The 24,174-nt window shown below is 70.1% G+C and carries 19 protein-coding genes and 2 pseudogenes; 14 read left to right on the plus strand and 7 right to left on the minus strand.

All coding sequences use genetic code 11. The features are described 5' to 3' along the window. The 3 genes from ACF1CT_RS19055 to ACF1CT_RS19065 form a co-directional block, all read right to left on the minus strand. Positions 1-1,245 carry an ABC transporter substrate-binding protein gene (locus ACF1CT_RS19055; RefSeq protein WP_391785035.1) on the minus strand — a complete coding sequence of 415 codons (1,245 nt, stop codon included), beginning with the start codon at positions 1,243-1,245 and terminating at the stop codon, positions 1-3. 232 nt (positions 1,246-1,477) lie between these two features. Then, complete coding sequence (locus tag ACF1CT_RS19060; protein ID WP_391785215.1) at positions 1,478-3,073, minus strand: FAD-dependent oxidoreductase; 1,596 nt, start codon at positions 3,071-3,073, stop codon at positions 1,478-1,480. A gap of 5 nt (positions 3,074-3,078) precedes the next feature. Further along, positions 3,079-4,101 (minus strand): LacI family DNA-binding transcriptional regulator, encoded by a 1,023-nt coding sequence (locus ACF1CT_RS19065; RefSeq protein WP_391785036.1) that lies wholly within the window; start codon positions 4,099-4,101, stop codon positions 3,079-3,081. Between the two features lie 149 nt (positions 4,102-4,250). On the opposite strand from ACF1CT_RS19065, the gene ACF1CT_RS19070 reads away from it, so the two are divergent. Then, positions 4,251-4,556, plus strand: a complete 306-nt coding sequence (locus ACF1CT_RS19070) for a hypothetical protein (protein WP_391785037.1) — start codon at positions 4,251-4,253, stop codon at positions 4,554-4,556. Between the two features lie 151 nt (positions 4,557-4,707). Here ACF1CT_RS19070 and ACF1CT_RS19075 read toward each other — a convergent pair whose 3' ends face one another. Together ACF1CT_RS19075 and ACF1CT_RS19080 are read right to left on the minus strand one after the other, a co-directional pair. Further along, complete coding sequence (locus ACF1CT_RS19075) at positions 4,708-6,510, minus strand: glycoside hydrolase family 20 zincin-like fold domain-containing protein (RefSeq protein WP_391785038.1); 1,803 nt, start codon at positions 6,508-6,510, stop codon at positions 4,708-4,710. A gap of 203 nt (positions 6,511-6,713) precedes the next feature. Next, the gene (locus ACF1CT_RS19080; protein WP_391785039.1) at positions 6,714-7,463 is read right to left on the minus strand and encodes a glucosamine-6-phosphate deaminase; all 750 of its coding nucleotides are present in this window, start codon (positions 7,461-7,463) and stop codon (positions 6,714-6,716) included. Positions 7,464-7,558: 95 nt separating this feature from the next. Between ACF1CT_RS19080 and ACF1CT_RS19085 the strand changes: the two genes are divergently transcribed. The 12 genes and pseudogenes from ACF1CT_RS19085 to ACF1CT_RS19140 all read left to right on the plus strand — a co-directional run. Then, positions 7,559-8,563: a LacI family DNA-binding transcriptional regulator gene (locus ACF1CT_RS19085; RefSeq protein ID WP_391785040.1), complete on the plus strand. Its 1,005-nt coding sequence runs from the start codon at positions 7,559-7,561 to the stop codon at positions 8,561-8,563. A gap of 74 nt (positions 8,564-8,637) precedes the next feature. Continuing rightward, positions 8,638-9,672, plus strand: a complete 1,035-nt coding sequence (locus ACF1CT_RS19090) for a Gfo/Idh/MocA family protein (protein WP_391785041.1) — start codon at positions 8,638-8,640, stop codon at positions 9,670-9,672. Between the two features lie 42 nt (positions 9,673-9,714). After that, a complete protein-coding gene (locus tag ACF1CT_RS19095) occupies positions 9,715-10,740 on the plus strand; it encodes a Gfo/Idh/MocA family protein (RefSeq protein ID WP_391785042.1) in 1,026 nt (341 codons plus the stop codon). 3 nt (positions 10,741-10,743) lie between these two features. Next, entirely contained in the window at positions 10,744-11,595 is an 852-nt protein-coding gene (locus tag ACF1CT_RS19100) for a Gfo/Idh/MocA family protein (protein ID WP_391785043.1), read from the plus strand. A gap of 43 nt (positions 11,596-11,638) precedes the next feature. Beyond that, entirely contained in the window at positions 11,639-12,928 is a 1,290-nt protein-coding gene (locus tag ACF1CT_RS19105) for an extracellular solute-binding protein (RefSeq protein WP_391785044.1), read from the plus strand. Next, entirely contained in the window at positions 12,925-13,872 is a 948-nt protein-coding gene (locus ACF1CT_RS19110) for a carbohydrate ABC transporter permease (protein WP_391785045.1), read from the plus strand. The genes ACF1CT_RS19105 and ACF1CT_RS19110 overlap by 4 nt, the downstream gene beginning before the upstream one ends. Continuing rightward, positions 13,869-14,789: a carbohydrate ABC transporter permease gene (locus ACF1CT_RS19115; RefSeq protein ID WP_391785046.1), complete on the plus strand. Its 921-nt coding sequence runs from the start codon at positions 13,869-13,871 to the stop codon at positions 14,787-14,789. Before ACF1CT_RS19110 ends, ACF1CT_RS19115 begins: the two co-directional genes overlap by 4 nt. Next, positions 14,789-15,940 (plus strand): N-acetylglucosamine-6-phosphate deacetylase, encoded by a 1,152-nt coding sequence (locus ACF1CT_RS19120; protein ID WP_391785047.1) that lies wholly within the window; start codon positions 14,789-14,791, stop codon positions 15,938-15,940. Before ACF1CT_RS19115 ends, ACF1CT_RS19120 begins: the two co-directional genes overlap by 1 nt. 35 nt (positions 15,941-15,975) lie before the next feature. Beyond that, the gene (locus tag ACF1CT_RS19125) at positions 15,976-17,625 is read left to right on the plus strand and encodes a hypothetical protein (protein WP_391785048.1); all 1,650 of its coding nucleotides are present in this window, start codon (positions 15,976-15,978) and stop codon (positions 17,623-17,625) included. Positions 17,626-17,632: 7 nt separating this feature from the next. Continuing rightward, positions 17,633-19,018, plus strand: a complete 1,386-nt coding sequence (locus tag ACF1CT_RS19130; protein WP_391785049.1) for a mannitol dehydrogenase family protein — start codon at positions 17,633-17,635, stop codon at positions 19,016-19,018. Between the two features lie 2 nt (positions 19,019-19,020). Further along, entirely contained in the window at positions 19,021-20,250 is a 1,230-nt protein-coding gene (gene manD / locus ACF1CT_RS19135) for a D-mannonate dehydratase ManD (RefSeq protein WP_391785050.1), read from the plus strand. Positions 20,251-20,649: 399 nt separating this feature from the next. Continuing rightward, a pseudogene (locus ACF1CT_RS19140) lies at positions 20,650-20,748 on the plus strand (ketosteroid isomerase); the annotation flags it as partial. 114 nt (positions 20,749-20,862) lie between these two features. Here ACF1CT_RS19140 and ACF1CT_RS19145 read toward each other — a convergent pair. Both ACF1CT_RS19145 and ACF1CT_RS19150 read right to left on the minus strand, forming a co-directional pair. Next, positions 20,863-22,008 (minus strand): serine hydrolase domain-containing protein, encoded by a 1,146-nt coding sequence (locus ACF1CT_RS19145; protein ID WP_391785051.1) that lies wholly within the window; start codon positions 22,006-22,008, stop codon positions 20,863-20,865. 484 nt (positions 22,009-22,492) lie between these two features. Continuing rightward, on the minus strand, positions 22,493-23,161 hold the full coding sequence (locus ACF1CT_RS19150; protein WP_391785052.1) for a DUF4232 domain-containing protein: 669 nt from the start codon (positions 23,159-23,161) through the stop codon (positions 22,493-22,495). Positions 23,162-23,524: 363 nt separating this feature from the next. Between ACF1CT_RS19150 and ACF1CT_RS19155 the strand changes: the two are divergent. Further along, positions 23,525-24,136 (plus strand): annotated as a pseudogene (locus ACF1CT_RS19155) (GNAT family N-acetyltransferase); the annotation flags it as partial. Positions 24,137-24,174 lie beyond the last annotated feature (38 nt).

The raw sequence follows: 24,174 nt of genomic DNA on the forward strand, positions 1-24,174 counted from the left end.
TCACTTCTCCAGCAGTTGGGAGATGCTGTCGCACACGTCGCCGAGAACGCCCTCGACGTCGGCCTTCGGCTCCCACAGCGGGTCCAGTCCGGCACGGACCTGCTGGGCGATTTCGGCCTGGCCGGTGTGGCCCGGCTTGACCACACCGTTCTTGACGCCGCCGACGACCACGCTGTCGAGCTGGTCGTTCTTCAGCAGCGGGTTGGTCCTGGCCAGGTTCTCCGCGGTGAGCTGGGACGCCCGGGGCGGCGGGAAGTAGGCGGCGAGCCTGGCGGAGTTCTGCGGGTTGGTGAAGTAGGCGAGGAAGTCCTTCGCCTCCTCGGTGTGGCCGCCCTGCTTGACCACGCCGATGCCGGCCTGGCCGATCACCGAGTAGTCGCCGCTCGGCCCGGCCGGCAGCGGCACCAGGTCCCAGGCGAACTTGGCGCCCTCCAACAGCGACGCCCGGCTGATCTGGGTGATGGTCATCGCCGCGTCGCCGGTGAAGAAGTCGGCGGCCTCGCCGGGGCCCGGCATCGCCTTGTCCTCGAAGATCCCCTTGTGCAGGGCGGTCATCGCGTCGACCATCGGCTTGCTGTTGAAGGTGCAGGTCTTGCCGTCGGCGCTCCAGGGCTCGGCCTTCCAGCCGCCCCAGAAGGTGGCCAGGTTGCCCCATTCCTTGTATTCGAAGTCACGGATCACCATGCCGGCCTTGCCGGTGGAGCGGTGCACCTCGGCGCCCTCGGCGAGCACGGTCGGCCAGTCCCACTTGCCCGCGCCGATGAGCTGGTCCGGCGTCTTCTGGCCGGCCTCCTTCAGCAGGTCGCGGTTGACGAAGACACCGAACGGCGAGGTGGAGAACGGGTACGCGTACAGCTTGTCGTCGTTCTTCCAGAGCTCGGTGGTGCTCGGGAGCAGGTCGTCGTACTGGTATCCGCTGGTCTGCTTCAGGGTGTCGTCGAGCGGCACCAGGGCTCCGGAGCCGACGAAGTCGGCCGCGTCCGTCTCGAAGACCCACGCGAGGTCGGGGGCGTTGCCGCCGGTCATCTGGGTGGTGAGCGCCGTGCTGTAGGTCTCGAACGGCAGCGGGTCGAACTTGATGTCCTTGATCTCGGGGTGGTTCTTCTTGTACGCGGCGGCGATCTCGTCGAAGAGCTTCAGGTGCGGCTTGTTGGATGTCCAGACCGTCATCCGCAGGGTCACCGGACCGCCGTCGCCCTTCGAGCCGCCTCCACTGCACGCGGACAGTACAAGCGTTGCGGACATCGCAGCGGCGACCGTGGCCAACCCTCTTCGTATCAACATGGTGTTCTCCCTCGGTGGTGCATGGGGGCCTGGTGCCGTGACCGGCAATGTCTGCCCGGAAGAGGCGGTGCCCGGTGCGTGTGATCGCAGGGCGGCCGGAAGCCCTCGGATGGGGTCTCCCCTGCTCGGACGAAGTCGGGGGCTCGGGGAGGTGCCGGGCGGCGGGACGGGGCAGACATTGCCGGGGGCGGCACTAGTAGCCGGTGATGTCGGGCCAGCGCAGCTCGACGCCGGCTGCGGTGAGCTGGTCCTGGAAGGCCGAGAGCAGTTCGGGGGTCTCCCGGACCGCGCGGGGGCGGGTGCCGTGAGCGAGGCAGAAGGCGGCGAGCGTGCCGGCGGCCTCCCCGATGTTCCACTCGACCGGGTGGACCCGGTAGGCGCCGTTGGTGATGTGGGTGGTGCCGATGTTCTTGCCGGCGGGCAGGAGGTTCTCGACCCGCTGCGGGAGCAGCGCGCCCAGCGGGATCTCGAACGGGCTGCAGCCGACGTCGATGTAGTTGTCGCCGCCCGTCGAGGGGTGCAGGTCGATCCGGTACATGCCGAGGCCGACGCTGTCCGGGTACCGCACGGCGCCGCGCTCCCCGCGGACGGCGAGCGAGAGGTCCTGCTCGACGACGGTGTAGTCGGCCCTGATCCGGCGAGCCTCGCGGATGTACGGGGCCTGGGCCAGGCCGTCGGTGCCGCCGGTGATGTCGCCGCGCAGCCGCAGCCCCGGGAATCCGGTGCCGCCGTCCGGGCGGGGCGCCTCGGTCTGCATCCAGTACAGGAAGGCGAAGCTCAGCTCCCTGGCCCGGCGCAGATGGTCGGCGGCGTCGGGAACATCGAGGACCGGGCCTTCGAGGTAATCGATCATCGGCCAGTTGACCAGGGTGATGTCGCTGGAATAGGCGCCGTCGGTGAAGGTGCCCCGGGCGGCGATCCGGCGGAACGTCCACAGATTGGCGTTGCCGGGGTTGACCCGCTGGTCGGCGTTGACCGCCAGGGGGTCGTCGTCGGGGTTGGGGCTGAAGTCGTGCCTGACGAGCTCCAGCGTCCTGGGGTGCGGGTACTGCCAGGACAACAGCGGCCCACCCCAGAAGTCGGGCTGGTAGGACCGCCAGAAGTCGTAGTCCGCGGGCTTGTCGATGGTGTGGTCGCCGTCGACGTGGTCCAGGGCGAAACACACCGATACGGCCTGCATGTTCAGCGGCTGGGCGACCTGCGGGGCACTCGGCTCGCCGGTGTCGGCGGCGGACTCGAAGCCGGTGACGTACTCGGTGCCGGTGAGCGGCAGCAGTTCGCCGGTCTCGGTGGCGTCCAGCACGTAGGGGGCGGTGGCGTGGATCTTCTCGCCGGTGTCGCGGTGAGTCAGGGTCACCGCGGTCACCCGGTCGCCGTCGGTGTCGGCGGCGGTCGGCCGGTACGGCTGGAGGACGGTGAGCCGCCCGCAGGCGCGGTAGGGCGCGAGCATCGCCGAGATGACCGCCACCGCAACCTGCGGTTCGTGGCAGAGCTTGCTCACCCAGCCCCCGCCGGGGTTCAGGTCGAGGCGGGCCCTGGCCCGTTCGGTGAGCGGGTAGTGCCGGCGGTAGTAGTCGCGGATGCCGTCGCGCAGGGCCCGGTAGCCGGCCGTGACGCCGAACTGCTCCACCCAGGAATGCTCGTCCGGCGGCACTGCCTGGCTGGTGAGCTGCCCGCCGAGCCAGTCGAACTCCTCGGTCAGCACCACGGTCCGGCCTGCGCGGGCCGCGGCGAGCGCCGCGGCGACACCGCCCAGCCCTCCGCCGACCACCAGCACATCGCTGCGTATCTCAGTCAAGAAAGGTCCTTTCTCGGTTCGCCGAGGGTCTGCCCCTCGACGAAGTGGCACGGCAGAAGCCGCTGGAGCATGGTGGTTGGCTCGTCCTCCAGCAGGGCGGCGAGGAGTTCCACCGACTGCCAGCCCATCTCCCGACGCGGAATGCGGAAGCCGGTGCACGCGATGTCGGTGTCCGCCGAATCGGCCGGTACGCCGGTCACCACGACCGACAGGTCACCGGGCACGTCGACGCCGCGCTCCCGGGCCGCCCGGATCAGCGCGACCCCGTCGTCGTAACCCTCGACCACGGCGGTGGTCACCCCGGCGGCGAGCAGCGCGTCCAGGGTCTCCCCCGCGGACCGGCCGGCTGTCCGCTCGTGTCGGCCGCTCCCTCGGGTACCGGCGCGGAACCCGTTCATCCGGTCGTCGGCGGACTCCGCTCCCTCCCCCGCCCCGACGTAGGCGAACTCCCGGTGTCCGAGCCGCCGGGCCCGCTCGACCAGCTTCCGGGTGGCGGCGGCGTAGTCCGCGCCCACGCAGGGCACGGGGCCGCCTGCGTCGTCGCGTCGGCCGACTGCCACGAACGGGTAGTTCTCGCTGTTCAGCCGGGCCAGCTCGTCGTGCGGTATGTCCCGGCCGAGCAGGAGGCAGCCGTCGGCGATCCGCAGCCGGTTGTTCTCGTGGAACACCTTGCGCCGCCCGTCGGTGACCGGGGCGCTGGTGAACAGCAGCAGGTCGCACCTGAGCTGCTCGGCGCACTCCTCAATGCCGCGCAGGAACGGGTAGTAGAAGTCGGCACTGGTGCTCGGGAACACCGATTCGTAGGTGAATACGCCGAGGATCTGGTTGTGCTGACGCACCATTCGGCGGGCCACCGGGTCGGCCGCGTACCCGGTCTCCCGGATCGCGTCGAGGACGCGCTGCCGGGTCTCGGGCGCGATGCGGGTCGTCGCGTCGGTCCTGTTGTTCAGCACGAGCGAGACCACCGCCTGGCTCACGCCGGCGAGGCGGGCGATGTCACGCTGCGTGATCCTTGACACGGAACTCCTCCGAAAGCTGATGAGCCATCGGTTGATAATACGTATTATCAACCTGATGATCAGTGACGCTACTCGGGCTGTTTCACGGTGTCAACGGTTCCGGAAGGGCTCCTTCCTGGCGATCACGGAGGAAGGGATGCCCGATATGCGTGGCGAAGCGCGTCGCGTCGCCCGCCGAGAACTCCGGCACGGTCATCGAGGAGTACGACGGGTTCACCGCCGAGGAGCGGGCCGCGACGAAGGAGCACGCGCGGGAGCGGAAGAAGACGGCGGCGGCGGAACCCGCGGCGCGGGCGACCGGGCCCGCCGCCCGCGAACCCGCCTCTGCTCCGCCGCCGCCCGGCTCGTCGCCGCCGGCCCCCTCGCCGCGTCCTCCGCCCGCCGGACTCCGGCCCTGGACCGGTCTGCCCACCCGCGCCCCGAATCGGCTGCGAGCCCTCCCGGACCCCGGCTGACCAGCACCTTCCCGCCCCTGCGAGCAACACGAGCCCACCGGGGCCATGGAACCCGGCGCATACCCGACGCGACAGCCGGGGGCCCCACCCGTCCGGACACCGAAAGCCCCGTCGGCGCTCGCCGCAAGGATCCGTCGGCGCGCTGAGACGGTCATTGCCGGGCAGCCACCTGCAGCTGGCGCCGGAGACGGCCGAAGCGGGCGATGCTGTCGTCGAGACCTCCTGGCCGGGAGCGCAGGAGCCAGCAGGAACGCTGTTCGGCAAGGAGTGGTTCGAGTTCCCGGAGGAGGCGATGGGCCGTGGTGGGGTCGATCGCGCTGGCCTCGGCACGTGCCTGGGCGCGAGCCCGGAGCAGCCGCACCGCGAATTGTGCGAGGGCGATGGCGTGGTCGAGTTCACGGAGCAGCACATCGCCGTCGCCGGCCGCGGGCTCGGCGGCGGAGAGGTCGAGGCGGCAGGCGGCAAGTGTCCTGTCGGCGGCGTCGAGGTCCTGCGGCGACGGGTAGGTTCGCATCGGGCAGGTGGGGTCCGGCAGCAGGGCGCGGGTGAGCGGGGAGGCGTTGAGGAGCGGGGAGTTGAGGGCGCGGGCGATGCGGCCCAGGCGGTCGAGCACGCTTCCGCCGAGGCCGGTTGCGTCCAGCAGCACGTGCTCGTTGAGGACGGCGGCGATGTCGAGGTCGCGATTGCTCCGAAGACACCAGCTGACGGCGCCGCCGAAGACGGCAGGCCCGAAAGTGACCGACGGCGGGTCCCACATGCCCTGGTCGCCCCAGGAGGTGAGCAGGTAGCCCTCGGCTCCGTGTTCGAGTCCCGCTTCCGCCGCGTCGGTCATGTTCTCCACGGCGTTGTCGAGCCTGCCGATCAGCGAGTTCCAGTTGCCGGCGCCGGGAGCGACCCAGAACGCGATTCCGGCCTCGCGCAGCACTTCGGCCCGCCCGCGGAAGCCGTCGCGCAGCTGGTCCACGTCCGAGCCCGTGCGCTGCCAGGACCTCAGTTCCTCGGCGTCGGCAGCGATGACATCGGCGGCTTGCCGCGGTGAGTCGTACTGCCAGATGACGGGTACGGCTCCTTGCGGCACACGGTCCATCAGTTCGGGGTGCTCGGCGAAGACGTCGGCCCAGAACTGCACGGTGTACCCGGCGTCCAGCCAGGGCCGCGCGATGCGCTCCAGGTGGGTCAGGTAGACGTCGCCGACGCCGTCGCGAGCGGTCTGTTCACGGGAGTGTCCGGTGCCGAGTTCGAACGGCTCGTCGGCTCCGATGTTGACACGCCTGGTGCGGAGGCTGCCGGTCATTTCCTCCAACAGGGCTGTGACGAAAGCGGCGTTGTCCGCCGTGGGTGCCAGCGTGCCGGGTGGGCAGTGGGCCCCGCCGCGCTCGAACCCGTCCGGGTTCTCAGCCCGGTGGGCATAGGCGCTGTGGCGCAGGAAGCGCTCCATGTGGCCGAAGGTGTTCTGGTTCGCGACCAGGTCGATGCCGTGCGCCGCGCAACGGGCGTCGAGCCATCGAAGGTCTTCGGCGGTGAGCGGGGAGGCGTCCTGCCAGACCTCTTGGTGGTCTCGGTAGGCGTAGGTGTGTTCGCAGTAGAGTTCGAGCTGGTTGAAGCGGGCCAGGGACAGCAGGGACAGCCATCGCTCCAGGGTGCGGCGGGTCGGTACCCGGTCGCGGCTGATGTCGAGCATGAAGCCGCGGACGGCGAAGTCGGGGTGGTCGGCGATCTCGTAGCCGGTCTCGGGAAAGTCCTGGTCGGCTCGCAGCTGATCGAGGGTCTGCAGGCCGTAGCGCAGACCGGCCGGGTCACGGTGGTGGAGCTCGGTGCCGGCCGGTCCGGTGCGCAGTCGATAGCCCTGTGCCGGAAGGGAGTTGTCCACGGCCACGACCACGGGGGCGTCGAACGCGGCGCCGCCCGCCCGCGTGGTCATCGAACGCGGGCGGGGATAGGGAATGACAGGCACAACCGGTCTCCTGAGCGTGGGGGCGGTACACGGGACTGCACGGTCCTGCCCGTTGCCCGGACGCACGCGAGGGCACGAGCGGCCGACGCACCGGTGGGGCCGGGCATCTGCGTCGGCTGCACCCTGCCGTGCAGGGCACAGCCGAGGATCCGGGGGACGGCACAGCAGGCCCGGCGGCCTCGGGGCCGCGCAGGCGAGGGGCGCTACGGTGCGGCGGGGATGTCCTGGCCGAGCAGTGCGGCCGCGTGGACGTCCGTGTAGATGGTGCACGACGGGTGGGTGCGCAGGATGGTACTGGGCCACTGGACGGTCTGGGGCTCCCGCACCGTCGCCCGCACCGCGTCGGCCTTGAGTGCGCCGGGAACCATGCAGAACAGGTGGGCGGCGTTCATGAGCGTCGGGATCGTGACCGTGATCGCGGTCGCGGGCACATCGGCAAGGGCGGGAAAGCAGCCGTCGGCGACTTGCTGCTCGCGGCATGCCTGGTCGAGGGAGACCGGTTTGACCGCCTGGGGGTCGGCGAAGTCCGCCACGGGCGGATCGTTGAACGCCAGGTGGCCGTTCACGCCGATTCCCAGGCAGACGATGTCGATCGGGTCTTCCAGCAGAAGCTGTGCGTAGCGGTCGGCGGAGGCTTGGGGGGGCTCTGCGCCGGTCGTGTCGATGTAGTGGACGGCTGCGAAGGGAAGCCGGTCGAACAGGGCCGTGCGCAACCAGTTGCCGAAGCGTTCCGGCGCCTCGGGCCGCAGGTCGAGGTACTCGTCCATATGGAAGGCCGTGACGCGGTTCCAGTCGATGCCCGGCTGGCGGATCAGAGCGGCGAGCGTCTCGGTCTGGCTGGGCGCCGCGGCGAAAATCATGCGCGCATAGTGCTTTTCGGCCAAGGTCAGGCGGAGCCGGTACGCAATTTCCGCAGCAGCCGTCTCGCCGAGCGCCTGCCTGTCCGGGAACACCTTCAGTCTGTCATCAAGGTCGTTTAGTGACATGACCGGGAGTCTGGAGTGCAACCGTTTGCACGTCAAGAGGCATAGCCCCTTAAGGTGTGCGCATGTCGACTCGACCACGCTCTTCCTCCGGAATCACCATCGGCGACGTGGCCGTCGCCGCCGAGGTCTCACGCTCCACGGTGTCACGCGCTTTCAGCCGTCCCGACCTGCTCAGCCGCGAGACCGTCGACCACGTCCGGGCCGTCGCCGAGCGGCTCGGCTACATGGTCAACCCCGCGGCACGGGCACTGTCGACCGGGCGGTTCGGCAACATCGCCATGGTCGTGCCCGACGTGGCGAACCCGTTCTTCCCTCCCATGGTGCGCACGGTGCAGGCGCGGGCCGAGCAGGCCGACCTCGCCGTCTTCCTCGGGGACTCGGACGAGTCCGCCGCCCGGGAGGCCAAACTGGCCGCCCGGTTCAGCCCGCAGGTGGACGGGTTCATCCTGGCCTCCTCACGGCTTGAGGCAGAGGTGGTAAGGGAGTTGGCCGCCGGCCGCCCGACCGTCCTGGTCAACCGGGACATCGAGGGAATCCCCCGGGTGCTCATCGACTCCTCGGGCGGGATGATCGAGGGGGTCGTGCACCTCAAGCGGCTGGGGCACCGCACGATCTCCTATCTGGCCGGCCCCCGCGATTCCTGGTCCGACCAGCAGCGCCGGGCTGCCATCCGGCAGGCAGCCGCCGACGTGGGCGTGCACGTCGAGATCGTCGAGGTCGGACGCCCCAGCTACGCGGCGGGCCGGGACGCGGTATCCGCGCTGGTGGAATCGGGGGCGACGGCAGCGGTCGCGTTCGACGACGTGGTCTCCCAGGGGGTACTGGCCGGCCTGGAGCTGCGGGGTATCAGCGTGCCCGACGACTTCGGCCTCATGGGCTGTGACGACACACTCGCCGCCCTCACCACACCGGCCATGACCAGCGTGTCGGCCGCGTCGGCCACCGCGGGAACCGCGGCGGCCGACCTCCTGGTGCGCATGCTGGAGACGGGGCACACGGAACCGGAACGGCTGACCGTCGCCACCCACCTGGTGATCCGCGCCACCACGGGACCCGCGCCGAGGTGACGGATGCGTCACGGCAGAACTTTCTCTGCGTAACCCGTTGACGGTGCAAACGGTTGCATGTTTCAGTTCGGGCCATGACACGGATCGTTGTTGCAGGTGCAGCCCATCCTCATGTCGACTACGTGCTCGACGAAGTGAGCCGGTCCCCGGATCTGCAGTTGATCGCCGTCGCCGATCCGGTGCGCGAGTTGGCCGAAAAGTGCGCTGCGCCGTACGGGGCGCGTGTCTTCACCGATCACCGCCGGATGTTCGATGAGGTGCGCGCCGATGTGGTCGTGACGGCAGGCGTCTACGGCGACCGGGGCCGGATCGTCGTCGACGCGCTGGACGCCGGCTGCCACGTGCTGGCGGACAAGCCCTTGTGCACCACCCTCGACGAGGTCGATGCCATCGCCTCGGCGGCCCGGCGCAGCGGGCGTCAGGTGGTGCTGATGCTGGAGAAGCGCTACTACCCGGAGACGCTCGCCGCGCTCGACCTGGTGCGGGCGGATACCCTCGGGAAGATCACCGGCGTGCTGTCCTCCGCGCCGCACAAGCTCAACCGGCCCCGGCGGCCCGGCTGGTTCTTCGACCGGGCCCGCTACGGAGGCATCCTGGCCGACCTGGTCGTCCACGACATCGATGCCGCCCTGTGCTTCACCGGCCTCACCACCGGCACCGTGCGGGGAAACGTCGCCGGCACGGTGCCGGGGACGACGGACTTCGCCCCCTACGGCGTCGCGACCCTCACGGGCGCGGATGTCCTGGTCACGACCGAGGTCAGCTGGATGACCCCGGCGGCCTCCGCGGTGCACGGCGACTACCGGATGCGGCTGGTCGGCACCCGCGGCACCGCCGACCTGCTGTGGGCCCGTCGCCGCCTGGTGGTGACCACCGACGACGATGCCACGCACGACGTCGAACTGCCCGGGGGCTTTCGGCCCGCCCAACTCCCCCTGCGAGCCCTGGCACAGGGCGAGGCGCCCGACATCTCCACCGGTCACAGCCTTCTGGCCACCCGGCTGGCGCTGCTGGCTCAGCAGTCCGCCGACGCCGGTGGTACGGGCATCGCCTGGTCGGCGCCCCCGGCCTCCTCCCTCCGCCCCTCCCCTCCAACGCCCTGTGCGTGAGCCGCGCAAACCTCAGTACCTCTCGAAAGTGACGGAACAACCATGCGTTTCGCCTTGCTGGGCGCCGGTGTCATCGGTGCCGTACATGCCCGGTTGATCAGCACGCTCCACGAGAGCGATCCCCGGACCGAACTCGCCGCCGTCATCGACAGCGACCTGGACAAGGCCACGGCGCTGGCCGAGGAGCACAGTTCCCGCGCCTATGCCGACGCCGCCGAGGCGTACGCCGCCGAGGAGATCGACGCGGTCGCCGTGTGTCTGCCCAGTGCCCTGCACGCGGACGCGGCGATCGAGGCACTGAACGCGGGCAAGCACGTACTCATCGAAAAACCCGTGGACATCGCGCTGGACGCGGCCGATCGGATCATTGCCGCCCAGCGTCGCAGCGGCCGCACGGTGTCCGTCATAAGCCAGCGCCGCTTCCAGCCGCCGGCCGCGTTCATCAAGGACGCCGTGGACGCGGGACGGCTGGGACGCACCACCTCCGGGATCGCCGAGTCGGCGTTCTTCCGCCCGCAGGCCTACTACGAATCCGGTGACTGGCGCGGCACGGCGGCGGTCGACGGCGGCGGCGCCCTGATGAACCAGGGCATCCACGCCCTGGACCTGCTGCTGTGGATGCTGGGCAAGCCGGTGCAGGTCAGCGCGCAGACCGGTCGGGTGGCCCACCAGGACATCGAGGTGGAGGACCTGGCGGCGGCCACCATCCGGTTCGAGAACGGCGCGGTGGGACTGCTGCTGGCCAGCACCGCCGCCTATCCCGGTCTTCCGGTCCGGCTGTCGGTCCACGGCGACCGGGGAACCGCGGTGATGGCCGACGACCGGCTGGAGTACTTCCACTCCTCGGACCACGTCCCCGCGCCGCCGCTGTCCGGGGAGCCGCTGCGCGACGGCTGGAGCCTGGTCGACAACGCGCACCTGGCCCAGTACGAGGACTTCGTGGCCGCGATCCGTACCGGTCGCGAACCCGGCGTCACGCTCGCGGCGGCACGCCGCTCGCTCGCGGTCGTCCTGGCCGTCTACGAATCCGCCCGCACCGGCCGCCCCGTCGACCTCCAGGAGAGCTGAACCATGAGCGAAACACTGCGCATCGCGATCGTCGGCACCGAGAACAGCCACGCCGAGGAGATCCTGCACTGCCTCAACGTCAAGGCGATCTCCCCGCGGGTCCGGGTGGTCGCCCTCGTCGGCCCCGACGACGAACGCAACCGGGAACTTGCCGCGCTGGGCGGCGGCCTGCCCGTCGTGGCCACCTCGGCCGAGCTGATCGACTCCGTCGACGCCCTGATCGTCACCAACCGCGACGGTGCCGCGCACCGGGCGGAGGCGGTGCCGTACCTGGAGGCGGGCAAGCCGGTCTGGGTGGACAAGCCGCTGGCTGCGGGCGTCCGGGACGCGCAGGCGATCATCGAGGCGGCCGATCGTGGTGGGGCGCCGATGACCTCGTATTCGGCGGTGCGGTGGGTACCCGACGCCGACCGGGCCGAGGAGGCCGCCACCGGCATCGGTGACCTCCAGACCGTCACCGTGACCGGCCCGGCCGACCCGGACAGCGAACACAGCGGGATCTTCTTCTACGGCATTCATGCCGCCGACCTCGCCCAGCGCCTGGCCCCGGGCGCCCCCGGACCGGTGGAGGTGGAACGGGTGGCGGGCACCGTCGTGGCCCGGTACCGCAGCCCGGCAGGTGTGCTGGTCACGCTGCAGATGGTCACCCCCACCGAGGCCGGGCGGGTGCCGTTCCACGTCGAGATCGTGGGCCGGAACGGGCTGGTCAGCCGCGACATCGAGCTGAACGCCGACTACGTGGAGCCGGGCCTGAAGGTCTTCCTGCAGATGCTGGAGACCGGCAGGCCGCCGCTGTCCACCGAGACCCTGCTGGCTCCGATCACTGTCCTGGAGCAGATCAGCGCCGCTCTGTAGGGCGGCACGCCCACTCACCGCCTTTCACCGATGGAGACCAGCGATGGACGCAAAGATTGTCAGAACGACGGCGGCGGCCGCGGCCGCCGGACTGCTGGTGGCCGGTTGTTCGACCGGCTCCGGCAGCGGTAGCGATTCCCTGTCCGGCGGCCCTGAGAAGGGCACCGTGCGGGTGTGGTTCATGAAGGACTCGATCCCGCAGCCCGCGCAGGACTACCTCACGTCCCAGTTCGAGAAGCAGCACCCCGGCTCCACTCTCAAGATCGAGATCCAGCAGTGGGACGACATCGTCGCCAAGCTGCAGACCTCGATGGCCAGTGAGAAGGAAACACCCGACATCGTCGAGATCGGCAACACGACGTCGTCGACCTTCGCCGGCATCGGTGCCTTCGCCGATCTGAGCCCCATCTACCAGGAGCTCGGCGGCGAGAAGCTGATCCCCAGCTTCGTCAAGGCGGGCACATCGGGCGGAAAGAAGTACGCGCTGCCGCTGTACGGCGGGGCGAGCGTCATCTACTACCGCAAGGACCTGTTCGAAAAGGCGCACGTGGCTCCGCCCGAGACGCTGGGCGAGCTGGTCGGTGCCGCGCAGAAGGTGAAGGCGGCCAACCCCGACAAGCGCAAGAACTTCCAGGGCATCTACCTGCCGGCCGCCGACAACCACTTCATGGAGGCATGGATCTTCTCCCACGGCGCCAACTACGCCAAGCGGAACTCCGACGGCACCTGGAAGGGCACGCTCGACACTCCCCAGGCCAAGGCGGGGTTCGACATGTTGCAGCAGTTGTGGAAGACCGCTGCTCTGGGAGCGCAGGACTCCTCCGAACAGGGTGCGGCGCCCTGGGTCCCGTACAACAACGGCGAGGTCGCGATCATGTCCGGCCGCACCTTCGCCGAGCAGAACATCTCGGCGGAGATGAAGAAGAACACCGCGGTGATGGCGATCCCGCCGGTCGAGCCGGGCGGTGTGGGCCACTCCTTCTCCGGCGGCTCCAGCATCGGCATCTCGGCGAAGTCGCAGGTCAAGTCACTGTCGCAGGACGCGCTGAAGCTGATCTACAGCAAGGAGTTCCAGACCCGGGTCGCCGCACAGGGATGGATCCCGGGCAACATCGCCTACGCCGACGCGGTCCCCGAGGGGATGGCCAGCGGGCAGCTGCAGCAGCAGATCGCCGCGAGTTCCGTGCTCACCCCGTCCGCGGAGAACTGGGCGGTGGTCCAGGGCAACAACATCCCGGCCGACTTCTGGGCACAGCTGGCCCGCGGCGGATCCGCCGGGAAGCTGGCCAAAGCCACGGACGGCAAGATCGAGGAAGTCCTGAACAAGAAATGACCACCGCCCCGAAGGACGTACCCGCGCCGCCCGGCCGGCGCCGGCCCAGAACCTCCGTGACGCCGTATCTGCTGGCGGCGCCGATGTTCTTGGCCGTCATTGTGGCCCTCGGCTATCCACTGGTCCGGCAGCTCCTCATGTCTTTCCAGGAGTTCGGGCTGCGCCAGCAGTTCGGTCAGCCGCCCGCATGGGTGGGGCTGGACAACTACAGGACCGTGCTCAGCGACCCGGCGATGCTCAAGGTCCTCGTCCGCTCCGTCGCGTTCTGCCTCGTCTGCATGAGCCTGACCATGGTGGTCGGAGTGGGCCTTGCCGCGTTGATGACGGCGATCAGCCGGTGGGCCCGGCTGATGTTGCAGGTCTGCCTGCTCCTGGTGTGGGCCATGCCCGTCATGGTCACCATGACCGTGTGGCAGTGGCTGTTCGACAGCCGCTACGGCGTCGTCAACTGGCTGCTGTCCCACCTGGGCATGTCCGGGATGGAGGGGCATGCCTGGACAGCGGAACCGATGGGGTTGTTCACGGTGGCCGCGCTGATCGTGATCTGGATGAGCATCCCGCTGGTGGCGTTCATGAGCTATGCGGGCCTGAGCCAGGTGCCCGCCGAGGTCATGGAGGCGGCCTCCCTGGACGGGGCTTCCGCTTGGCGCCGTTTCAGAAGCGTGACCCTGCCGCTGGTGCTGCCCGTCATCATGATCGTCGGACTGCTGCAGATCGTCTGGGACCTGCGGGTGTTCACCCAGATCTACGTCCTGCAGCAGAGCGGCGGCTCCACCGAGGACACCAACCTGCTGGGCACTGCCGTCTACCGGCTCGGCATCGGCCAGGGCAACTACGGTGTCGCCTCCGCTCTGGCGACCGTCGTTCTGCTGCTCACCTTGCTGCTGACCTGGAAGTACATCGCCACGCTGCTCAAGCAGCAAAAGGAGGCGACGGACCGATGAGCGCATCCACCATGACCCGCACCAGCGGCCCGGCCAAGCCCCCGCCCTCTCCCGTCGACGGGCCCAAGGCTCTGACCAGCGCGCAAAGGCGGCGCACCCGTCGACGCTCCGCGCTCAACGCACTCGCGGTCCTGGCCTCCCTGGTGTGGGTCTTCCCGGTGTACTGGATGGTCAACACCGCGTTCGTGCCGACATCCGAACTGTTCGGCCTCACCCCGAAGTTCGTTCCGTTCCCCGGCACCTTCGAGCACTTCTCCGGGGTCCTCCAGGACGACAAGTTCTGGTCGGCCCTGCGGATGAGCGCCGCCGTCACCTCGGTGGTGGTCGTCCTCGCCGTGCTCTTCGGGTTCATGGCGGCGGTGGCCGCCAGCCGGTTCCGTTTCAAGGGCCGCGGCGCACTGGTCATGCTGGTGATCGTCGTGCAGATGCTGCCGGCCGAGGCGCTGTTCATCTCCCAGTTCCGGATGCTGGACGACTGGGATCTGCTCAGCACCGTCACCGGCCTGTCGCTGCTGTGTCTGGGCGGGAACGTGCCGTTCACGATGTGGCTGCTGCGCGGCTTCATCGACAACATTCCCGCGGAGCTGGAGGAGGCGGCCATGGTCGACGGCTGCAGCCGGGTGGGCGCGTTCTTCCGCGTCACCCTGCCCCTGCTGGGACCGGGGCTGGTCACCTCGTCGGTCTTCGCGTTCCTGCACACCTGGAACGAGTACAACCTGGCCCTCATCGTCATGACGAAGACGGACCACGCGACGCTGCCGCTGTGGTTGCGCAGCTTCAGCAGCGAGACCTCCGCCACCGACTGGGGCGGCGTCATGGCCGGCTCCGCCCTGATCGCCGTACCGGTGATCGCGCTGTTCATGTCGGTCCACTCCCGGATGAGTTCGGGCCTGGTGGCGGGGGCGGTCAAGGGCTGATGCACGGACGACTCCTCGACGGGCGCACCGCCCGCGTGATCACCGACGCCCATGGGCGCATCCGCTCGGTCGAACACGGTGGACCAAACGGGCCGGAACGCCTGCCCATTCTGCTCCCCGGCCTGGTGGATCTCCAGGTCAACGGCTACGGCGGCCACGACATCAACGCCGACGACATCACCGTCGACACCGTTCACCGGCTCGCCGAGGCCCTCTGGGCCGCGGGGACCACGACGTTCTTCCCCACCGTCATCACCGCCGGGGAAGACAAGATCGTCCACGCGCTGGAAACCATCGCGGCCGCCGTGCGCTCCGATCCGCTGCTCGCCCACTCCGTCGCCGGCATCCATGTCGAAGGGCCCTATCTGTCCGCGGCGGACGGGGCACGCGGCGCGCATGACGCACGGCATCTGCGCGACCCCGACACCGCCGAACTGGCCCGCTGGGTCGCCGCGTCCGACGGACTGCTGCGCATCGTGACCCTGGCGCCGGAGCGTACGGGGGCGACCGCGTACATCGAGGCCGCGACGCGCGCCGGAGTCCGGGTGTCGATCGGGCACTGTGCGGCCGAACCCGACCGGATCCACCGTGCGGCGGCGGCCGGGGCGTCGCTGTCCACCCATCTGGGCAACGGTATCCAGCCACTGCTGCCGCGCCACCCCAATCAGATCTGGTCGCAACTCGCCGACGACCGGCTGTCCGCCTCGTTCATAGCCGACGGACACCATCTGCCCGCCGACGCCCTCACCGCGATGGTCCGTGCCAAGGGGATACCACGTTCCTTCCTGGTCAGCGACTCGGCGGCCCTGGCGGGTTCCCCGCCCGGCACCTACACCACGGCGGTCGGCGGCCGGGTGAGCGTCACCGACGAGGGCGACCTCGTCCTGGCCGGCAGCACACTGCTGGCCGGATCGGCGGCCTGCTTGCTGGACTGCGTGCGCTGGGCGCGCACGCACACCCCGCTGAGTGACGAGGACCTCCTGTCGCTGGCGGCGGCCAACCCCGCGGAACTCGCCGGCCTCGCGGACCGGGGCAGCCTGACGGCCGGCGCGGCCGCCGATCTGGTGCTCCTGGACGACGACTTCCGCGTCCTGCAGACGATGGTCGCCGGCACGGTCGTCCACCGCGCCGACCGCGCCTCGCAGCTCTGAACCAACTCCTCCCACCAAGAGAACGGAGTATCACCGTGCGCAGAGGCAGAAAGCTCTGGAGCCTGGGACTGGCTCTTGCCTGTACGACCGCTGTGTGGCTGGTACCGGCCGGCACCAGCCACGCGGCCACCACTCCCGTGATCTCCATCGAGTCACCCGGCGACGGGACCACCGTCCGGGGCCGCACGATGACCGTGCACGGCCGCTACGCCGAGACCAGCGACCTGAAGCTCGTCGTCGACGCGCAGCAGACCGTCCCGGTCACCACCGATCCGGACAACGGCACTTGGTCGGCCACCGTGGACATCAGCGACAAGGACGGCACCCTCGGCCTTGCCGCATACGGCAAGAACAACCAGACGCTGTACACGCAGTGGTCCTCGTTCCTGTCGGTCGACGTCCACAACCCCGCCGCCGCCAAGCCGGCCGTGCGCATCGTCTCCCCGCGCATGTCCGACAAGCTCCACGGCACCACCCTGCGCTCCGTCATCGAGGTGGCCTCCGGAAAGGGACTGCGCAGCGTGCAGGTGCGGGCCAACGGCGGTTCCTGGAAGTCGGCCTCACGGGTCCCCGGCTCGCCGAACCGGTACGCCGCGCTGCTCGACGTGCGCTCCCTGACCCCCGGCTTCGCCGGCCTTGAGGCACGGGCCACCGACCGGAGCGGCCGGGTTGGCACCTCGACCTCCACCTATGTCTCGCTCGGCGGCGCGACGCCCGCCCCGCGGCAGAACTACGACCAGGACCGCGCCATGTGGGTGTGGGAGCAGAACTCCTACCCGGCGGTGTTCGACACCGCCGCCCGCGACCGGCTCGGGAGGATGATGGACGACACCACCACCTTCCCCGGCTCGGCCCCTGTCCGGACCCTCTACCTCGGTGTGGACGACTACCAGGGCAAGGACATGCTGCGCGAGGCGCGCCCGCAGGTGGCCTCGTTCATCCGCTGGGCGCGCGGCCGCGGCTATCACGTCCAGGCGGTCGTCGCCGCCGGCACCGTCCCGCCGTACCTGGGCGTCCTGCCGCAGTACCAGGACCACGCCGTCCGCGAGTTCCAGAAGGTTCTCGACTACAACCTGGCCGCCCCCGCGGACGCGCGCTTCGACGGCGTGAACGTCGACATCGAGCCCTACATCCTGCCGCAGTGGAAGGAGCCGGACTCGGGCGACATCCCCGTCGTCTGGCTCGACCTGCTGGAAGAGCTCGTCCACCTGCGCGACGCCTCCGGCCAGCCGCTGCTGTTCGGGCCCGCCATCCCCAGCTGGTTCGACTCCTCCACCGCCTGCTGCACCGCCGTCACCTGGCACGGCAGGACCGCCCCGCTCAGCGACCACGTGCAGGATCTCAGCGACTACGTCTCGCTGATGGACTACGTCGACCACGCCGACGGCCCCGGCGGGATCATCGCGCGCGCGGCCCACGAGGTCGCCTACGCCCGCCAGATCGGCAAGCCGGAATCGGTGGTGGTCGGCGTCGAGACCAAGGACCTCACCGGTGGCGGCGACCCGCAGACGGTCACCTTCTGGGAAGAGGGCCGCACCTACATGGAGGCCGAACTGGCCAAGGTCTACGCCGCCTACGCCCCGGACGAGCAGTACTTCGCCGGCATCGCCATGCACCATTACCAGAGCCTGCTCATTCTGCCCTCCGTGCAGGGCGGCGGCGGGGTCACCTATCCGCAGGAGTAGCCCCCGCATGCACGTGCTCAACCAGACGACGGCCGGGGCCCCTTCGCGGGCCCCGGTGCGGATCATCCATCTGGGGCTCGGCGCCTTCCACCGCGCACACCAGGCCTGGTACACCCACCGGGCCGACCATGAGCGCCAGTGGGGCATCGCGGCCTTCACCGGTCGCCGCCCGGCCGCCGCACACGCGCTGGCGGCACAGGACGGCCTGTACTCGGTGATCGAGCGCTCCGCCGCGCAGGACCGTGTCGAGGTGGTGGGCTCCATCACCGAGGCGCACGACGGCGCCGACCGGATGCGGCTGCGTGTGCTCGCGGCGTCCCCGCAGATTGCCGCGGTCACGCTGACGGTCACCGAGGCGGGCTACCACCTGGGCGCCGACGGCGAGTTGGACGTGTCCGCGGCGCCCGTACGGCACGATCTGCGGACCCTGCGCAGAGGGACGGACGGCGCTCTGGTCACGGCCCCCGCACGCCTGCTCGACGCTCTGTCCGCGCGCCGCCGTGCCGGAGCCGGTGGCGTGGCGGTCATCCCCTGCGACAACCTGCCCGGCAACGGAGCGTTGACGCACCGGGCGGTCCGCAGCCTCGCCGCCGCCCTCGACGGGGAGCTGGCCGACTGGATCGACGCCCAGGTCAGCTTCGTCAGCACGTCGGTCGACCGCATCACACCGGCCACCACTGACATCGACTCCGACCTGGCCTCGGCCCACCTGGGTCTGCGCGACCTGAACACGGTGGTCACCGAGCCGTTCCACAGCTGGGTCCTGGCCGGCCGCTTCCCGGCCGGGCGCCCGCCGTGGGAGCGGGCGGGTGCCCTGTTCGTCGACGACATCGGCCCCTATGAACGGCGCAAGCTGTGGCTGCTGAACGGGGCGCATTCGCTGCTCGCCTACCTGGGCCTCGCCCGGGGCCACGAAACGGTGGCCGAGGCCATCCGCGATCCCGGCTGCGCGCGGGCGGTGGACGAGCTGTGGGACGCCGCCGCCCGCCACCTGGACGACGACCGGCTCGGCATCCCCGCCTACCGCGGGCAGTTGCTGGCCCGGTTCCGCAATCCGCGGATCGCCCACCGCCTCGCCCAGATCGCCATGGACGGCAGCACCAAACTGCGCGCCCGCCTCCTGCCGGTGGTCCGTGCCGAACAGGCCGCCGGACATGACCCCGAACCCGCCCTGCGCTGCGCGGCGGCCTGGGCCGAATACGTGCTCACGGCACCCGATCCCGCAGCCCTGCCCGACTCTGCCGCCCCCGCTCTGGCCCGTGCCTGCGCCTTGGCGGGCGAGAACCGTCGCCTGGCGGCGCTCCTCTCCGTGATCAGCCCGGCCTGGGGGGAGGATCCGGCGGTCCTGACCGCCGTGAACCGGATCCGCCGCTCCCCACAACCCAGAAGGTAGACATGCGCATCACCTCGGCCGACATCATCGTCACCAGTCCCACCCGCAACTTCGTCACCCTCAGAATCACCACCGACGAGGGCATCACCGGCCTCGGCGACGCCACCCTCAACGGCCGCGAACTCGCCGTCGCCTCCTACCTGCGCGACCATGTGGCCCAGTTGCTCATCGGCCGCGACCCGCACCGCATCGAGCACACCTGGCAGTACCTCTACCGCGGCGCGTACTGGCGACGCGGCCCGGTGACGATGGCGGCCATCGCAGCCGTCGACATGGCGCTGTGGGACATCAAGGGCAAGGCCGCGGGCATGCCCGTCTACCAGCTGCTCGGCGGCGCCTCCCGCACCGGGCTGATGACCTACGGCCACGCCTCCGGCCGCGACCTGCCGGAACTGTTCGACTCGGTGCGCCGGCACATCGAGGAAGGCCACCAGGCCGTACGGATCCAGAGCTCCGTCCCCGGCATCAGCGCGCTGTACGGAGTGGCGGCACAACCCCAGGCCAGCGGCGTGCGCTATGACCACGAACCGGCCGGGCGGGGCAGCCGTCCCCCCGAGGAGGTCTGGAACACCCGCGCCTACCTGCACCACTTGCCCACCGTCTTCGAGGCTGTACGCAACGAGTTCGGCCCTGACCTTCCGCTGCTGCACGACGGCCACCACCGGATGACGCCGATCCAGGCGGCCAAGCTCGGCAAGGCCCTGGAGCCCTACGACCTGTTCTGGCTGGAGGACAGCACACCCGCCGAACACCAGGAAGCCTTCCGCCTGATCCGCCACCACACCACCACCCCGCTGGCCGTGGGCGAGGTGTTCAACCATGCTGCCGACTTCCGGACCCTGCTCACCGAACGGCTCATCGACTACGTACGGGCAGCCGCGACCCACTTCGGCGGCATCACCCCGCTGCGCAAGATCATGGACACCGCGGCCGAATACCAGATCAAGTCGGGCTTCCACGGCCCCACCGACATCTCCCCCGTCGGCCTGGCTGCCCAAGCCCACCTGGGCCTTGCCATCCACAACTTCGGCATCCAGGAGTACATGGGCCACAGCGAGGCCACGCAGAGGGTCTTCCGCCAGTCGATGACGTTCGAGGACGGCCTGCTCCACCCCGGAGACACCCCCGGACTCGGCGTGGAGCTGGACGAGGAAGCCGCCGCGGCCCACCCGTACCAGCAGGCGTACCTTCCCTGCAACCGGCTTGCCGACGGCACCATCCACGACTGGTGACCCCTTGGCGCGGCAGTCCGGCCCACCACTCCCTGCACCACGTCCCCGGTCCCCCGGCCTCGCGGTGCCGCCGTGGGCCGGGTTGGGGCGGTCGGTCCGGGCACCCGTCTGCTGTTGCCCGTCCCGTCGCAGCGTCTTCGGCCTCACCGGGGCCGGAATCCCGGCAGTGTCCGCCGCGCTCGGGCCGAGGCCGGCCGACGGTCCGCGTGCGCTACAGTTGATCTTGGCAGTTCGCGGCAGCTCGTCGCGGCTGACACTGCGTTGGTGGTCCAAGGAAAGACGCCCCGCTTCCTGCGGGGAGATGCAGGTGCGAGGCCTGCCCGGCGCTCGAACACGGAGCCCTTCCCCCACCGGGGGGAAGGGCTCCGTCACGTCCTGCGCGTACCCCGGAGAACTCCCGCGCGGTTCGCTCCGCACCTCACCGTTGAAAGCTGCCTTGTCACCCGGTACCACGTCCACGAGGACAGCCTCGCCGTCGCCCAGGCATGCGGGACGGAGGGGTCGGTGAGGGGCCACAGACCGATCGCCAACAGCAGAGGCGTGACCGGCAGCCGGCCGCCTGCACGGAGCGTCCTGCCCCACTGACGGCTACCGGTCCTGCCCCGCTGACGGCTAGCGCTTCGCCGGAGCCGTGCCGCAGAACTCCGCCTCGATCAGCTTCTGGGTGTCACCGGTCCAGTCGGCGTTGAGGTTCGCGGCGAGGGAACGCTCCCCGTCCCGGGTGGCCTGAGCCTCGGAATGGGACCCGTGGATGCCGCCGCCGTGCCCCCAGACCTCCTTGCCACAGCTCAGCTTCTGCCGCATGAGACCGAGCCCGTAGCCGACGCCGGGCAGGTCGGGAGATACCTGGACGGTGCTGGTCATCTCCTTCATCTCGGCCGCCGGAAGCAGCCGGCCCTTGAGCAGCGCACGGTAGAAGGTCTGCAGGTCGTTCGCGTCTGAGACCATCTCGCCGGCGGCTCCGGCGATGCTCGGATTGAGCTCGGTGACGTCGTACGTGGGCCCGCCGGTCTCGTTGGAGAGCTTGGAGTAGGCGCGGGAGTTCGGCTCGGGCATACGGGAGTCGGTGCCGGGCGCGGAGGTGGCGCGCAGCTTGAGCGGCTTGACGATCCGGTTCTCGATCGCCTTGCCATAAGGACGTCCGGTCACCTTCTCGACGACCATCCCGGCCAGGACGAAGTTGGTGTTGGAGTAGTTCCAGCTACTTCCGGGGGCGAAGTCGGGCTCGTGCGCCGTCGCGACGGCGACGAGTTGCTTCGGGGTCCAGGTGTCGTAGCGGTGTTGCAGGAAGCCGGAACCGAAGACCTTCTCCTGGAAGGCCGGATCCTCGGTGTAGCTGTAGATGCCGCTGGTGTGGTTGAGCAGCTGGCGGACGGTGATCTTCCGCCCGTCGTGCCCGTGCCCGCGCACCACACCGGGCAGCCACTTCTCGACCGGGTCGTCGAGGTCGAGCCGGCCCTCGGCCTGGAGCTGGAGCAGGACGGTGGCGGTAAAGGTCTTGGTGATGGATCCGACCCGGAAGCGATCGCTCCCCTTCCGCTCCCCCGCGGTGCCGACCCAACGGGCCTTTCCATCACGGGCCTGCGCAACGGCCCCGGGCACCCCCTCGGCGACTGTCGCGTCCAGGGCCTGCTGGGTGGCTGCGTGGGACGGCTCGGCCGGCGGCGCGGCGGCGGCGGGGGCGGCGAGCGCGGCGACGGTGATCCCGGCCACGAGTCCAACAGCGAGGAGGGTACGGACGGTACGTGCGGCTGGCATGCGGACTCCCGTGATCGTGAACTGCGGTCACGGGAGGGGACTGCGAGAGGCGAGCGGCGGGTTGATCCCGGTCGGGACGGTTGAGCCGTTTTCAGCCGTTCCCCGGAACGGTCAGGTGCGAGCGGCCCAGCAGCCTTCCGCCCCTGCGGGGACGAGCTGGGCCCGGATCCATGCATCCCTCCACGTGCCGCCACCCGATCCATCTCGGGATTCCGGCTCGGGGATACCGGCCGCCGTGCCGCCGACCGCCAGGCACCAGGCGGTATCGGCAGCACCCCGACTGCGGTCGGCAGCGGGGGCGCCCTCCGGCTCCGGGACGTTGTCTCCGGCCGCCCTGCCGGCACCGCCGGACACAGATGCAGCCGCGAACCTGCTGGGACAAGGAAGGACGCCAAGCGTCGCCGACCCGGGCCGGCTGCACGCCGGATGGTCAAGCCCCTTGCCACATGAGGCGGTTGGCCGCGGGACCGGGCGTGCGTCGCCCCTATTCGGTCGTGTGCGTGGGGTAGACCTCGACGTCGGTGTAGGCGCCCTTGATGTCCCCCGCGCCCGCGGGCCACTTCAGGCTCACGGTGTGGGTCTCGTTCGGGGGCGTCACCAGGAGGCTGGTCGGGGACGCGAGGCTGCCGCCGGTGTTGTCGATGTCGTAGGCGAGATCGAAGACAGCGGCTTCACCGGGCTTCAGGGTGGTGATACGCGGCTGGGCGTGGCCGCGCTCGATGGGATTCGAGGTGTTGTCGGCGTCCTTGATGTCGACGCCCGGGAAGCCCGTCGCCGAGCAGGTGGTCGAACCCCGGTTGACCATGGTGATGTCGATCCTGCCGGCGTCCTTGTCGGGCGCGGCGTCCCTGGCATCGATGGCCAGGTCCTTCGTCCTGCAGAACGCGAGCTTGCCGCCGGTCTTCGTCGCGCCGTTCGCGGCTGCTCCTGTCTCGGTGTCCTCACCGGAGCCCGACTTCGTACCGGCCTCCGAGCCGCCGGAGCCCGAGCCGCCTTCCGGCTTCGAGCCGACGTCCGAGGAGGAGGAAGTCGAGGACGTGGACCCCTTGGAGGACGACGAGTCCTTCCCGGCGCTGTCGCCGTCACAGGCGGTGAGCGAGAGGGTGGCGGCGACGCCGATGACGGCAAGAGCGGTGATGCGGATGTACTTCACGGTGTTCCCCCAGGAATGGCGCGGTGCATGTGGTCGGAATTATTTGTATCTCGCACCGAGTCACAGGCGGCCCTCCGCGACGTCTTCGTTCCGTCACAGGCGCGTCGACCCTACGGTCCGTCAACACAGCGTTATGGAGCACTAGTTGGGACCCTCCCTTCGGGTGCTCCTGCACGACGCCGGAACCATGCCGCCAGCAACTCGCACCCGCACCGGGCGGCCCCGGACCGGCCGTTCGCCGCCCTGCCGGCCGAGGGCTTCGACGACGGCTCGGCGCCGGCTTCGACGGCTGGGCCTCACCCATGTCCCGTCCCTTGACGAACGTGTGCGTCCGCCGGACCCTGCAACTGTGCGCGGGGCACGGACGGATCTGCCGAAGTCGGGTTCTGGCTCCATCCCGGCCCCAGGGGCCTGGGCCACTCGGCCGCGGCGCTGTGGATCACGGCGGTACTGGCAGCCCGCAGTGGCCTGAGCGAATTGACGGCACGCACCTCGTCCAGCAATCTCCCGTCCCGGCGATGCCTGGAGCGCAGCGGATACAACCGGACGGGAACCGAGGTCGGCCGCACACCCTCCGGCGAACACATCGAACTCGCGTACGACCAGCGTCACCTGGAGTGGAGCGCCGCTCACCACGGGAGTGCCGGTGGGGCTGGAGTCCGACGAGCAGGCCGCGGATGTACCCACGGGTGTCGGCGGGACCCCGGTGGCCGCGTCAGCCGCCCCGTGTCGGCGGTCCGGCTCAGCCGGGATCATCCCCACTGGACCCGACAGGTTCGGCAGGCCCCTCCGCGTGAAGGCGCTTCCAGGGTCCCCTCCCGTCCGTGCGGTCCATGCCCGTCTCGGTCACGGAACACGGACGTCGCCACGCCGGCCGCGAGGCGCGAAGAAGTTTTGCCGGTCTTGAGGCAACCAACGGACGGTGCCGGCTTTCTGACGTCTCGCGTCCTGCAATCGATGGGAGACACGAGATGAAACCGCATGGGGCGAAGGGCGGACGGCCTCGGACGGCG

Source organism: Streptomyces sp. NPDC014734, from assembly GCF_043083325.1.
Taxonomy (GTDB): Bacteria; Actinomycetota; Actinomycetes; order Streptomycetales; family Streptomycetaceae; genus Streptomyces.

What these genes read in the sequence shown, in the direction of transcription:
- ACF1CT_RS19055 (WP_391785035.1), bottom strand. Translation starts at nt 1,245, where the DNA reads ATGTCCGCAACGCTTGTACTGTCCGCGTGCAGTGGAGGCGGCTCGAAG.
- ACF1CT_RS19085 (WP_391785040.1), top strand. Translation starts at nt 7,559, where the DNA reads ATGTCGACTCGACCACGCTCTTCCTCCGGAATCACCATCGGCGACGTG.
- ACF1CT_RS19090 (WP_391785041.1), top strand. Translation starts at nt 8,638, where the DNA reads ATGACACGGATCGTTGTTGCAGGTGCAGCCCATCCTCATGTCGACTAC.
- ACF1CT_RS19095 (WP_391785042.1), top strand. Translation starts at nt 9,715, where the DNA reads ATGCGTTTCGCCTTGCTGGGCGCCGGTGTCATCGGTGCCGTACATGCC.
- ACF1CT_RS19100 (WP_391785043.1), top strand. Translation starts at nt 10,744, where the DNA reads ATGAGCGAAACACTGCGCATCGCGATCGTCGGCACCGAGAACAGCCAC.
- ACF1CT_RS19105 (WP_391785044.1), top strand. Translation starts at nt 11,639, where the DNA reads ATGGACGCAAAGATTGTCAGAACGACGGCGGCGGCCGCGGCCGCCGGA.
- ACF1CT_RS19110 (WP_391785045.1), top strand. Translation starts at nt 12,925, where the DNA reads ATGACCACCGCCCCGAAGGACGTACCCGCGCCGCCCGGCCGGCGCCGG.
- ACF1CT_RS19115 (WP_391785046.1), top strand. Translation starts at nt 13,869, where the DNA reads ATGAGCGCATCCACCATGACCCGCACCAGCGGCCCGGCCAAGCCCCCG.
- ACF1CT_RS19120 (WP_391785047.1), top strand. Translation starts at nt 14,789, where the DNA reads ATGCACGGACGACTCCTCGACGGGCGCACCGCCCGCGTGATCACCGAC.
- ACF1CT_RS19130 (WP_391785049.1), top strand. Translation starts at nt 17,633, where the DNA reads ATGCACGTGCTCAACCAGACGACGGCCGGGGCCCCTTCGCGGGCCCCG.
- manD (WP_391785050.1), top strand. Translation starts at nt 19,021, where the DNA reads ATGCGCATCACCTCGGCCGACATCATCGTCACCAGTCCCACCCGCAAC.
- ACF1CT_RS19145 (WP_391785051.1), bottom strand. Translation starts at nt 22,008, where the DNA reads ATGCCAGCCGCACGTACCGTCCGTACCCTCCTCGCTGTTGGACTCGTG.